Annotated in this window: 9 protein-coding genes and 1 pseudogene; 4 read left to right on the forward strand and 6 right to left on the reverse strand. The window is 60.6% G+C overall.

Features of this window, described 5'->3' with window-relative positions; translation table 11 throughout:
- Positions 1-136 precede the first annotated feature (136 nt).
- The 5 genes and pseudogenes from RMV17_RS01225 to RMV17_RS01245 form a co-directional block, all read right to left on the reverse strand.
- Entirely contained in the window at positions 137-592 is a 456-nt protein-coding gene (locus RMV17_RS01225) for a YiiD C-terminal domain-containing protein (RefSeq protein ID WP_311884978.1), read from the reverse strand.
- Positions 589-1,971, reverse strand: a complete 1,383-nt coding sequence (locus RMV17_RS01230) for a sigma-54 dependent transcriptional regulator (protein ID WP_108224275.1) — start codon at positions 1,969-1,971, stop codon at positions 589-591. The genes RMV17_RS01225 and RMV17_RS01230 overlap by 4 nt, the downstream gene beginning before the upstream one ends.
- Complete coding sequence (locus RMV17_RS01235) at positions 1,968-3,776, reverse strand: ATP-binding protein (RefSeq protein WP_034151901.1); 1,809 nt, start codon at positions 3,774-3,776, stop codon at positions 1,968-1,970. Before RMV17_RS01235 ends, RMV17_RS01230 begins: the two co-directional genes overlap by 4 nt.
- Before the next feature lie 42 nt (positions 3,777-3,818).
- A complete protein-coding gene (gene rfbC / locus RMV17_RS01240; protein ID WP_034151902.1) occupies positions 3,819-4,364 on the reverse strand; it encodes a dTDP-4-dehydrorhamnose 3,5-epimerase in 546 nt (181 codons plus the stop codon).
- An 82-nt stretch (positions 4,365-4,446) separates the two neighbouring features.
- A pseudogene (locus RMV17_RS01245) lies at positions 4,447-4,971 on the reverse strand (DUF3916 domain-containing protein).
- Positions 4,972-5,185: 214 nt separating this feature from the next.
- On the opposite strand from RMV17_RS01245, the gene RMV17_RS01250 reads away from it, so the two are divergent.
- The 4 genes from RMV17_RS01250 (at position 5,186) to RMV17_RS01265 (ending at position 10,855) form a co-directional block, all read left to right on the forward strand.
- Positions 5,186-8,098 (forward strand): aminotransferase, encoded by a 2,913-nt coding sequence (locus tag RMV17_RS01250; RefSeq protein ID WP_311884982.1) that lies wholly within the window; start codon positions 5,186-5,188, stop codon positions 8,096-8,098.
- 307 nt (positions 8,099-8,405) lie between these two features.
- A complete protein-coding gene (aguB, locus tag RMV17_RS01255) occupies positions 8,406-9,284 on the forward strand; it encodes an N-carbamoylputrescine amidase (RefSeq protein ID WP_034151905.1) in 879 nt (292 codons plus the stop codon).
- Positions 9,285-9,289: 5 nt separating this feature from the next.
- Positions 9,290-10,396 carry an agmatine deiminase gene (aguA, locus tag RMV17_RS01260; protein WP_034151906.1) on the forward strand — a complete coding sequence of 369 codons (1,107 nt, stop codon included), beginning with the start codon at positions 9,290-9,292 and terminating at the stop codon, positions 10,394-10,396.
- Between the two features lie 246 nt (positions 10,397-10,642).
- Complete coding sequence (locus RMV17_RS01265) at positions 10,643-10,855, forward strand: hypothetical protein (protein WP_034151907.1); 213 nt, start codon at positions 10,643-10,645, stop codon at positions 10,853-10,855.
- Between the two features lie 186 nt (positions 10,856-11,041).
- On the opposite strand, the gene RMV17_RS01275 is transcribed toward RMV17_RS01265, so the two are convergent.
- Positions 11,042-13,135, reverse strand: a complete 2,094-nt coding sequence (locus RMV17_RS01275) for a TonB-dependent siderophore receptor (RefSeq protein WP_311884987.1) — start codon at positions 13,133-13,135, stop codon at positions 11,042-11,044.
- Positions 13,136-13,196 lie beyond the last annotated feature (61 nt).

Here is a 13,196-nt window from a genome sequence, read left to right on the forward strand (position 1 = left end):
ACCTGGTCGAACTTTGCTGAATCCATAATCGCTGCGATCTTACAGGTCGATGTATAACGCAAGACACCTCGGTCAGTCCCCTCTCCCTCGGGGAGAGGGTTAGGCGGGCGGCGTTCCGATGAGGGGCTTTTGATCTTTACCGGTGCAAAACGTACTGCCCGGTAAACCTAACGGCATCCTCATCACTACCCTGATTGACGATCCGCGTATTCAACGCCAACCGCGCCCGCCCATAACGCCGATACATCGCCAGAAACTTCTTCCACACCTTCGCATCGGGCGCCGGGCAAATTGCTACGGCATCTCCAGTGACCGGCAGCGGATAACTGATCTGCCCTTCCTGAATCACAATGTGCCCGTCGGTGATTCCTTCTTCCTTCAAGCGCAAATGCAACCAGCCCCACCCGGCCAGCACCGCGCCACAGTAAAGGCTGCCGCCAAACATGGTGCTTTTGTGATTGACGTTGGGATCGAGCGGCAGGTGCAGACTCAACTTCTGCTCATGCCAGTCGAGGACCTTCAGCCCCATGTCCCGTGTCAGGGGGATGTCGTGATGCAGGACTGATTCCAGATAGCGACTGTCTGTACTCATTCGTTCTCGTCCCCATGGCTGCTGTCGCCGAAGTTGAGGCCATGCTTGCGCAATTTGTCATGCAGGGTTTTGCGCGGAATGCCCAAGGCTTCAGCGAGGCTGCGCACCGAACTGTGGGAGCGCGCCAGTTCGGCAGCGATCAATGATCTTTCGAAATTTTCCACCTGCTCGCTGAGCCCGCCGCCAGTGACTTCCACGATGGCGCCGGCACCTTCAGCGCCACTGTTATCCAGCGCCAGTTCCAGGCCAAGGGCGAAACGTTCGGCGGCATTCTGCAGTTCGCGCACGTTGCCCGGCCAGGTGTGGCGCAGCAGCAAGGCGCGTTGTGCCGGCTGCAGTTCATGCGGCGGCAAACCGTGGCGGGCGCTGGCTTCATCGGCGTAATGCTGGAACAGCACCAGCGCATCTTCGCCACGTTCACGCAGCGGCGGAATGCGCAGTGGCGCGACGTTGAGGCGGTAGTACAAGTCGGCGCGGAAGCGGCCCTGATCGGCAGCCTGACGCAGGTCTTCCTTGGTCGCGGCAATCACGCGGATGTCCAGCGGGATCAGTTGATTACCGCCCAGACGCTCGACCACGCGCTCCTGCAGCATGCGCAGCAACTTCACTTGCACGTCCATGCTCATGCTCTCGATTTCATCGAGAAACAATGTGCCGCCGTTGGCAAATTCGAATTTGCCGATCCGGCGTTTCTGCGCGCCAGTGAATGCGCCGGGTTCGTGGCCGAACAGTTCGCTTTCCACCACCGACTCGGCCAGTGCGCCAGCGTTGATCGCGACGAACGGGCCATTACGACGGCTGGACAAATCGTGCAGCGCACGGGCGACCACTTCTTTGCCGGCGCCGGTTTCGCCGAGGATCAGCACGTCAGCCTTGGTCGCGGCCAGCGCACCGATCTGCTCACGCAGGCGCAGCATCGGCGTCGAATGGCCGACCAGCCGCGCACTCAGTTCATTGCGATCGCTGAGGGCCAAGCGCAGGCTGCGGTTGTCCAACACCAGTCGGCGCAGGGCCAGCGCGCGACGCACGCTGTCGAGTAGTGCGTCGCTGGCGAAAGGTTTTTCGAGAAAGTCATAAGCGCCGGCGCGCATGGCTTGCACCGCCAGCGGCACGTCGCCGTGGCCGGTGATCAGCAGCACCGGCAGTTCGGGATCCTGTGCGTGCAATTCGCTTAACAATTCGAGGCCATCCATGCCCGGCATGCGAATGTCGCTGACCACCACGCCCGGCCAGTCACGCTCCAGTTGAGCGGCAAGTCCTTTGGCTTCGGACAGCGGCAGAATTTTCAGGCCGGCCAGATCCAGGGTCTGGCCGAGGGCCTGACGCAGGTGCGGATCGTCGTCGATCAACACCACCTGAATGCGATTGTCGATGGTCATGCACTTCGATCCTCGGACGGTTGCAGGCTGACCCCGGGCGCACCGGCGCGCAGCCGCAGGGTAATCAAGGCGCCACCTTGCTTGTGGTTGGCGAACGACAGTTCACCGCCGAAGGCGCGCATCAGCGTTTCACAGATTGCCAGCCCCAAACCCAAGCCCTGAGTGCGGGTCTTGGTGGTGTAAAAGGGTTCGCTGGCGCGGCCGAGGGCTTCCATGCAGAACCCCGGGCCGTTGTCGCGAATGTACAGATTGACGCCCTCGGCGGTGGATTCGGCACTCAACCACAGTTTGCGCGGCGGACCTTTTTCGGTGAGCGCGTCGAGGGCGTTGGCCAGCAGATTGCCGAGCACCTGACGCAGGCGCGTTTCTCCAGCCTCGACCCATAGAGTAGCGGCCGGCAGATCGCGGATCAGTTCGACTTCCATACTGCGGCGACGCTTGGCCAGCAGGGCCAGCGCATCGTCCAGTGCCGGTTGCAGGGCAACGCTCTCCGGCGCGTGGCGATCACGGCGGGCAAAGGCGCGCAGGTGGGCGATGATCGAGGCCATGCGCCCGGTCAGTTCGCTGATCAGTTTAAGGTTGCCGCGAGCGTCGTCGGTGCGCTGATGATCAAGCAATACTTCGGCGTTCTCCGCGTAGCTGCGGATCGCTGCCAGTGGCTGATTGAGTTCGTGGCTGATGCTCGCTGACATGGTCCCCAGCGCCGACAGTTTCCCGGCCTGGACCAGGTCATCCTGAGCGCGCACCAGTTCCTGCTGGGCCTGTTCACGCTCGAGTACTTCTTCCTTCAAACGCCGGTTGAGGCCTTCGAGGTCGCTGGTGCGCTCGGCAACGCGGCCTTCCAGTTCACGGCGTGCCTTGGCCTCGAACGCAATGCGCTCCAGATAATGCCGACGTCGCTGCATCATCAGGCCGAGTAACAGCATCACCACTAACAGTGTGGCGCCTCCGATGGCAACCACGGTGCGCACCGGGCGGTCGATCAGCGTGCGCGGGGCGAGGATGCTCACGCTCCAGCCGGTTTCGGCGATGTCGTGGGTCTGGATCAGCCACGCGCTGGGGCTGAGGTTCAGCGGCCGCGGCTCGCGGGTCGGGTAGGGCTGTATGGCGGTGATCGCTGAGCGTTCGCCGTCGCTCAAGTTACGGGTCGAACGAAAGCGCCATTCCGGGCGCGAGGTGAGGATGACCACGCCGTTGTGGTCGGTCACCAGCAGTTGTTCCGGAGTTTTACCCCACAGGCTTTCGGTGTGGTCGAGGTCAACCTTTATCACCAGCACGCCGATGATTTTTTCGCCGTTACGCACGGCGGCAGCGAAGAAATAACCGCGCTTGGCCGACGTGGTGCCGAGACCGAAGAAGCGTCCGAGACGTCCGGCCATGGCTTCACTGAAGTACGGACGAAACGAGAAATTGCGGCCGACGAAACTGTCGTGCTTGTCCCAGTTCGACGCCGCGAGGGTCTGCCCGCTGGTATCCATCAGGTACATGACTTCGGCGCCGGTCTGCGCGGCGATGTTCTTCAGCAGGCGATTGGCATTGCCTTGGGTAACGCCGTCGTCCGGTGCGCCGAGGACCGCACGCAAGGCGGGCAGGTCGCCGAGGATCTGCGGCAATACTTCATAGCGGTGCAGGGTGCCCAGCAGGTTGGCAACGTAGAGGTCGAGGGTCTGGCGGTTCTGTCCGGCCAGTTCGCTGCGGTAATAACGCTCGGCGAGATGTTCCAGCGGCCACAGCAGCGGCGCCAGGCACAGGGCCAGCAGCGCGAGACTGCGCCAGCGGGGTCTGGGGGGAAGGGTTGGTTTCATGAGCCGGATGCGCCTGTAGGGACAGGCGCATTATGCCCGGCCTCAGGCGAAGACGTCAGCGTCCTTGAGCAGGGCTGCGGCCTGATCCTTGGCGGACAGCTTCGGCGCTTCGTCCAACTGCCAGTCGATGCCCAGAGCGGGGTCATCCCAGCGAATGCTGCGCTCGGACGACGGGTCGTAGTAGTTGGTGGTCTTGTAGAGGAATTCAGCGAACTCGCTCAGCACCACGAAACCATGGGCGAAACCTTCTGGCACCCACAGTTGACGATGATTTTCCGCTGACAGGCGCACAGCCACCGATTTGCCGAAGTGCGGCGAGCTGCGGCGAATGTCCACGGCCACATCCAATACTTCGCCAACCGTCACACGGACCAGTTTGCCCTGAGTGTTTTGCAGTTGGTAATGCAGACCACGCAACACGCCTTTTTGTGAACGCGAGTGGTTGTCCTGAACGAATTGCGTGTCCAGACCGGTAGCGTCCTGGAACGCCTTGGCGTTGAAACTCTCGTAGAAAAAACCGCGCTCGTCACCAAACACCTTCGGTTCGATGATCAGGACACCGGGCAGGTCGGTGGTGATTACATTCATGGGAGCTTCCTGGGCAGGTGTGAATGGTCGACATTCTTGCGCAAAGTGCCATTTAACTCGAGTGCAGACCGTAAGGAGCGATTCAATCGACCTCACCAAAATACCAGCGTTCTTCCTTATAAGTCTGGCCATCGCAATCTTCAACTGTATAGCTCAGGCCTCTCTCTCGAATACCTGGCGGTAAAACGAGTCCCCACTCCTGGGCCAGGCTTTTACCGGTTTCCACGTATTCACTATCAGCAGGAGGGATATGACCTCGGTGATATTCCATGTCGGTATAGATGCATATCTCGCTGGAAAACATTCCTGGCAAGGAGATGGCGGCGACCACTCAGCAATCGATAGCATTTTCCGGTCGGGACATACGCAGGTGCTGCGCCGCGTTGATCAAGTGTTGTGCACACTGCCGACGCAGATCTGCGGTTGCTTGTTTTCCTTCGACCATCGACATGTGAATCGGGATTTTCCAGTTGCTGTATTTCTCCTCTTCGGTGAGGTCGGCCGGAAAGTAATCTTCGAAGTCAGTGGCCCAAGCGGCTAACGCGCGTAGACGGCGAGGGATATTGCGGACTTTTTTGTTGGAGAGGGCGAGGCGGCGCTGGGACATTTTGCAGATTGCTTCCGTGCGGATAACGTTCAGGGGGGCAGGTTGAACAGTGAAGTGTTCAAACGCAATCTGAAATTGCTGTAGGAAAAGTTACTGTTGGTGTTGCCGTCGCAGTGATGCGCCCTTGATCCGATCGGGAGTTGGTATAAGGGGTTGCGTCTCGCCATAAGCAATGGCGATATAGGCGCCTAATAAAATTTTCAGGGGTCGTTTCATGCCGCTCGCCACGTTGATTCATCGCGCCAGTTTGCCCAGCCCGCAGGTTTCTGCCGAGCAGGCCCGGCAATGGCTGGCGGAGCATTACGGTCTCAGCGGCACGTTGCAGGCTCTTGGCAGCCAGCAAGATCTCAATTACCGCGTCGACAGCCCCCGCGGGCGGTTCGTGCTGAAAATCTGCCGAGGCGATTACGCCCTGGTAGAGCTGCAAGCCCAGCATGCCGGCCTAAAATACCTGGCCGAGCATACTGCGGTGACGGTGCCGCGGGTGATCGCGGCCAATAACGGCGAAGACCTGCTGTCACTCGAGGTCGGCGGCGAAGCCGTCCATGTGCGGCTGCTGAATTACATCGAAGGCCAGCCGCTCACGCACCTCGATCACTTGGGGCGCGACGTGGTGGCCGGGTTTGGCCGGCTCTGCGGTGAGATGGATCTGGCACTAGCCGGGTTCGACCATCCGGGCCTTGAGCGCACGTTGCAGTGGGATGCCCGCCACGCCAGTGCCCTGATCAGCCATCTGCTGCCGGTGATCAAGGATGAACAGCAACGCGCATTGATTGCCGGTGCGGCCGGACAGGCCGAGCGCCGTCTGCAGCCGTTGCAGGGCAAGCTGCCGGTACAGGCGATCCACATGGACATCACCGATGACAATGCCGTCTGGGCGCGCGATGCCCAGCGGCATTGGCAATTGCAGGGCGTGATCGACTTTGGCGATCTGGTGCGCACCTGGCGCATTACCGATCTGTCGGTGACCTGTGCGGCGTTGCTGCATCACGCTGGTGGCGATCCGTTTGTCATCCTGCCGGCGGTGCAGGCCTACCACGCGGTCAACCCGTTGCAACACGAAGAGCTGCAAGCGCTGTGGCCATTGATTGTCGCGCGTGCGGCGGTGCTGGTGCTCAGTGGCGAGCAACAGGTCAGCATCGACCCCACAAACAATTACAGTCGCGACAATCTCACCCATGAGTGGGAGATCTTCCGCGTGGCCACTTCGGTGCCGCAGGCACTGATGGAAGCCGCGATCCTCACGGCCGTCGGTCACGCATTGCCGGCGTTCGACAGCGCAGGTTTTGCGCCCTTGCTACCCGGTCTGGTCGGGCGTGAATTTGCCCTGATCGATCTCGGTGTCCTGAGTCCGCATTTCGAGGCCGGCAACTGGGAGCAGGCAGGTATCGATCAACACCTGTTGAACGAAGCGGCGGCGGCCCATGGTTTGGCGGCGAGCCGTTATGGTCAGTACCGTTTGTCGCGCACTCGTCCCGACACTGCCGTAGAGCCGGACACGTTCCCGCTGCACGTGGAATTGCGCGTGCCCGATGGCACCACCGTGGAGGCGCCGTTCGCTGGCGTCGTGCATCAGGCCGCAGACGGTGTGCTGCAACTGGATGGCCCGCAACTCAGCGTGCGGCTGTGGGGCGTGACACCGTCGCTGCACAGCGGCGCGGCGCTGGTAAAGGGTCAGGTGCTGGGCGCGGTCAGCGGCTTGTTGCGGGTGCAGTTGTGCCGTGGCGCGCAGCTCGATGCGCCGTTGTTCTGCACCCCGGCGCAGGCAGCGGCGTGGCAGGCACTGTGCCCGTCGCCAGCGGCGTTGTTAGGACTGGCCTGCGATGCCGAGCCGGAGCTGGACGCGAAAACCCTGCTCGAACGCCGCGACGCCAGTTTCGCCCGCACGCAAAAACACTACTACGCCGACCCGCCGCGCATCGAACGCGGCTGGCGCAATCACCTGATCGACATGCAGGGCCGCTCCTACCTCGACATGCTGAACAACGTTGCAGTGCTCGGTCACGGCCACCCGCGCATGGCGGCGGTCGCTGCGCGGCAGTGGTCGTTGCTCAACACCAACTCGCGCTTCAACTATGCGGCGGTGGCGGAGTTTTCCGAGCGCTTGCTGAAACTGGCGCCGGAAGGCATGGATCGGGTGTTTCTGGTCAACAGCGGCAGCGAGGCGAATGACCTGGCGATTCGTCTGGCGTGGGCCTACAGCGGCGGTCGCGACATGATCAGCGTGCTTGAGGCCTATCACGGCTGGACGGTCGGTGCCGATGCGGTATCGACGTCAATCGCCGACAACCCGAAAGCGTTGGAAAGCCGCCCGGACTGGGTGCATCCGGTACCTGCGCCAAACACTTATCGCGGTGAATTCCGCGGTCTCGACTCGGCGCCGGATTACGTGCGCAGCGTTGAGCATCACCTGGAAAAGCTCGCCGGGCAGAAGCGCCAATTGGCCGGGTTTATCTGCGAGCCGGTGTATGGCAATGCCGGCGGTATCTCGCTGCCGCCGGGATATCTCCAGCAGGTATACGCGCTGGTGCGCGCGCAGGGCGGCGTGTGCATCGCCGACGAAGTGCAGGTTGGTTACGGGCGCATGGGCCACTTCTTCTGGGGTTTTGAAGAGCAGGGCGTGGTGCCGGACATCGTCTGCATGGCCAAAGGCATGGGCAACGGTCAACCGCTGGGTGCGGTCATCACGCGGCGGGAAATTGCCGAGGCGCTGGAGGCCGAGGGCTACTTCTTCTCGTCGGCGGGCGGCAGTCCGGTGAGCTGCCAGATCGGCATGGCGGTGCTGGATGTCATGGAAGAAGAAAAGCTCTGGGAGAACGCGCAAGTGGTCGGTGGCCACTTCAAGGCGCGGCTCGAAGCGCTGATCGATAAACATCCGCTGGTGGGCGCGGTGCACGGTTCCGGGTTCTATCTCGGGCTTGAGCTGATTCGTAATCGCGAGACGCTGGAGCCGGCGACCGAGGAGACCGCGCTGCTGTGCGATCGCTTGCGTGAATTGGGGGTTTTCATGCAGCCGACCGGTGATGATCTGAACATTCTCAAGATCAAACCGCCGATGGTGACGTCGCGCCAGAGCGTGGATTTCTTTGTCGACATGCTTGATCGAGTCCTCAGCGAAGGTCTGTAAGCACGCACACTGACCCCTGTGGGAGCGAGCCTGCTCGCGAAAGCGGTTTCTCATTCAACAACTGTGTTGATTGATCAATCGCCTTCGCGAGCAGGCTCGCTCCCACATTTGTTTGGGGTTGCTAATTCGATTTGTATCGGCTTTTGTTGGGTTTATTTAGACGAAAGGCATTTAACAAGCTTCTAAAGCCGATATATATCGGCTATAAAGTCGCCATTGCTCCGGCATGGCGATCTCTTGTCCGGTGCGCGCGTTTTTCTTTTCGGTCGAATTGTCGACCGTCAAAGCACTTGCCCGGAGATGATTCATGAGCCGTATCGTTACCGTTGCCGCCACTCAGATGGCCTGTTCCTGGGATCTGGAAGCTAACCTCGAAATCGCTGAAAGGCTGGTGCGTGAAGCCGCCGCCAAAGGCGCACAGATCATCCTGATTCAGGAGCTGTTCGAGGCGCCGTACTTCTGTCAGAAGCCAAACCCGGACTATCTGCAACTGGCGACGACGGTGGAAGAAAACGTCGCGATCAAACATTTCCAGAAAATCGCCAAAGAGCTGCAAGTGGTGCTTCCGATCAGCTTCTACGAACTGGCCGGCCGCGCACGCTTCAACAGCATCGCGATCATCGATGCTGACGGCAGCAACCTCGGGATTTATCGTAAAAGCCACATCCCGGATGGCCCGGGCTACCACGAGAAGTATTACTTCAACCCGGGCGACACCGGTTTCAAAGTGTGGAACACCCGTTACGCGAAGATCGGCGTGGGCATCTGCTGGGATCAGTGGTTCCCGGAAGCTGCACGCAGCATGGCCTTGCAAGGTGCAGAAATACTTTTTTATCCAACCGCAATCGGCAGCGAGCCGCACGACAAAACCATCTCGTCCCGCGATCACTGGCAGCGCGTGCAGCAGGGTCACGCCGGCGCCAACCTGATGCCGCTGATCGCCAGCAACCGCATCGGCAACGAAGAACAGGACGGCTACGACATCACGTTCTACGGTTCTTCGTTCATCGCCAACCAGTTCGGCGAAAAAGTGCAGGAGCTGAATAAAACCGAAGAAGGTATTCTTGTGCACACTTTCAACCTCGACGAGCTCGAACATATTCGCAGCGCGTGGGGTTCATTCCGTGACCGCCGTCCGAACCTGTACGGCGCGTTGAAAACCCTCGACGGTTCCCTGGAGTCCTGATCCCGATGACCACCTTGAAAAGTACCCCGCGCGCCGACGGCTTTCACATGCCGGCCGAGTGGGCGCCACAGACGCAGACCTGGATGATCTGGCCCGAGCGCCCGGACAACTGGCGTCTGGGCGGCAAACCGGCGCAAGCCGCACACGCAGCGGTGGCCAAGGCCATCGCGCGTTTTGAACCGGTGACCGTGGCTGTGTCCGCCGGCCAGTACGAAAACGCCCGCGCGCGCCTCGACGTGCCGAATATCCGCGTGGTCGAGATGTCCAGCGATGACGCCTGGGTACGCGACAGCGGCCCGACCTTCGTGATCAACAACAGCGGCGAAGTCCGCGGTGTGAACTGGGACTTCAACGCTTGGGGCGGCTTCGACGGCGGTTTGTATTCGCCTTGGAATCGCGACTCGCAGGTCGGCGGCAAGATCCTCGAGATCGAGCGCAGCCCGCGTTACCGCACTGAAGGTTTCGTGCTTGAAGGCGGTTCGATTCATGTCGACGGCGAAGGCACGCTGATCACCACCGAAGAATGCCTGCTTAACCGCAATCGCAACCCGCACCTGAGCCGCGAAGAGATTGAAGCGGTGCTCAGCGCCAATCTGTCTGTGGATAAAATCATCTGGCTGCCGGACGGTTTGTTCAACGACGAAACCGACGGCCATGTGGATAACTTCTGCTGCTACGTGCGTCCGGGCGAAGTGCTGCTGGCGTGGACCGACGACCCGCAAGATCCGAACTACCCGCGTTGCCAGGCGGCGATGAAAGTCCTGCAAAGCAGCACCGACGCCAAGGGTCGCCCGTTCACGGTGCACAAAATGCCGATTCCGGGGCCGCTGTACGCGACCGAAGAAGAGTGCGCCGGTGTCGATCCGGTGGACGGCACGCAGGAACGCAATCCGTCTGTGCGCCTGGCCGGTTCCTACGTGAACTTCCTGATCGTCAACGGCGGCATCATCGCGCCGAGCTTCGACGATCCGATGGACGCGCCGGCGAAAGAGATTCTGCAGAAGCTGTTCCCGCAGCATGAAGTGGTGATGGTGCCGGGCCGCGAACTGTTACTGGGAGGCGGTAATATCCACTGCCTTACCCAACAGCAACCCGCGCCGCATAAAGAGTGAGTTGAGTCGTAACAGCTTGAGTTGATTAACAAATCGGCCGGGCGATGATTAGCTCGCTATGCATGCACAGAAGCCCGCAGCCCGGTTGGACTGCGGGCTTCTTTGTATCCGCTTGTCGACAAATGCGACACCTTGGCATAGCTCTTGTATTCATCACCCGTGCACTAGGGAGGGGGGAGAACTTCAACAGTTCTGTCATAAACCTTGGATAACGTAGCCGCTCATGAACGGGGAGAGAGCGCTGAAATGAACGCCGAAGTGAACGTGGTCAGCGAGCGGACGTTGCATCCCATGGCCGTAAACGGCGAATCGCTCCAGATTGTCGCGCACTGGTTGAAGTCCAATGGAACGCGTCAGATCAGGGAACCTGATCCGCGCCGGATGATGATCGAGCGTTACCCCGCTGACCTGTTCAGCGAGGCCGAACTGGACGCGTTGTGGGCTGTGATGGAAGGATAAGAAGAACAACAGGGATTGGTAAAAGCGCTGCCGGGATGGCGGCGCTTTTTTATGCACGGTTATTTCGTACACACCATTCAATGTGGGAGCGAGCCTGCTCGCGAATGCGTCCGGTCAGTCGACATCGTTGTTGAATGACCCACCGCCTTCGCGAGCAGGCTCGCTCCCACAAGGATTTGTGTGAAATCAGAAACTGTAGGTGCCGGTCACCACGACGCTACGTGGCGCACCCGGCTGGATCTGATACTGACTGGTCGCGGACGCGTAATACTCGCGATCGGTGATGTTGTTCAGCGCCGCGCGCAAATCCCAATCCTTGAAGCGGTAACCGACCAAGGCATCCCAGCGGCCGTAACCCGGCAACACGGTGGTGTTGGCGTTATCGGCATAGCGTTGGCCAACCAGGGTCAGACCGGTTTCGCCATACCAGCCCATCTCCGGTTTCCAGGTCAGGAACAGGCTGCCGTTGCGTTTGGCGACGTTGTTGATGCGCTTGCCTTCGAGGCCGTTGTTGTCCTTCTCGATGGTCGCATCCTGCATGCCGACGCCACCGCGCATGTACCAGTTGCCGACAATGTTGCCAGTGGCCGTCAACTCGATCCCGCGCGAACGTTGCAGACCGGACATCACGGTCAGCGTCGGGTCATTAGGATCGCTGGTGCGGCGGTTGTAGAGTTCCAGGTCATAGATCGCCAGCGTGGTGCTCAAGCGGTCATCGAACCAGTCACTCTTCACGCCGATCTCTTTCTGCTTGGTCAGTTCGGGGCTGAGGTCGTTGGTGTTGCCGGCCGCGCCTGGGGTGATGCCGATCAAGCCACCGCCCACGGGTGAAAATGTCTTCGACCATGAGGCATAGAACGAATGGTTCTGCAGCGGCGTCCAGACCAGGCCCACACGCGGGCTGGTGCTGTGGCTGTCGCGGTCTTCGGAAATGTTACGCAGCTTGTTGGTCGACTCGATATCGAAGGTGTCGTAACGCAGACCGGCCAGGACCTGCCATTGGTCGTTCAGACGCAGTTGATCCTGCACGTACACCGCGCGACTTTCGACTTCGGTGTGGCTGCTGCTCGAGACCTGCATGCTGCCGGTGTGGCGCAGATCGCGGTTCGGGTTGTACAGGTCGAGCGACGGCACCGGCTGCGCGCCGGGCGTTCTGCCGGTGGCGGCGTTGTACAACTTTGGATCGCGGCGCTGGCTGCCGATCTCGACGCCAGTAAGCAGGCGATGCTCAAGACCAAAGGTATCGAAGCCGCCCTCCAGTTCGAGGTTGTTGTAGACGTTGCGGGTGGTCAGATCCTGCTGCCAGTGCTGGCGCGTGACCTTGTTGGTCGCCGGCGTGTAACCGGTGAGGTAGGTGTTGTCGAAATCGCTGTCGAGCTTGAACACGCCGAGGGTCTGGCGCAGTTGCCAGTTGTCGTTGATTTCGTAAGTGAGTTTCGAGCGCAGCGATTGAGACTTGTCATCGATGAAGTCGTGATCGTTGCCATAGGTGGTGTCGCGCCCGACATCCGCCGGGCGCCCGTTGACGCCGGGGATGCCACGATCCGGGGTACGGTTGTAGCGGCTGTATTCATATTGCACCAGCCAGTTCAGATCCGGCGTCAGTTGCCAGCTCATCGACGGCGCGAACAGTTGGCGGTTGCCGCTGACGCCGTCGCGGAAGCTGTTTTCATCCATGTTGCCCATGTTCAGGCGCAGGCTGATGTTTTCGCTCGGATCGGTGCTGAGGTCGGCGTAAAGGCTGCGCAAATCTTCGCTGCCAGCCTGAGCTTCGATAGTCGAGCGACGGCCGAACTCGGGCATTTTGCTCACGCGGTTGACGATCCCGCCCTGACTGCCACGGCCGTACAGCACGGCGGCCGGGCCTTTGAGCACTTCGACGCGTTCGATGTTGTGCAGGTCGCGCTTGTATTGGCTGTCGTCGCGGATGCCGTCCAGATAGAAATCGTTGCTCGCGTCGAAACCACGGATGCGCAGGCTGTCGAAGCGGGTGTCGGCGCTGCTGCTGACGTTGGGCATGCCGCTCAAGGCGTCGCCGATGTCATTGGTGCCGTAGTTGGCGACGTTCGAGGTCTTGATCGAATCAATCGCCTGCGGCACATAACGCACGGGTGTCGAGGTGCGGGTCGCGGTGCTGCTGAGCTTCACGCGCGGGTCATCGGCTTGCGCTTCGGCGCTGATGGCGGTGGCGGGTAACTCGGTCGCCGAATAGGCAAAACCACTGGACAGAAAGGCAGAAAGCCCAAGGGTGACGGGCGTAAGACGGAACGGGGCAGGCATTGAACAGCGCATCCGAAAGGGTGGAGGAATTCGATCGCGCGAATGGTAATGCTTTGCATTT

The organism is Pseudomonas sp. VD-NE ins (assembly GCF_031882575.1).
GTDB lineage: Bacteria > Pseudomonadota > Gammaproteobacteria > Pseudomonadales > Pseudomonadaceae > Aquipseudomonas > Aquipseudomonas fluorescens_BZ.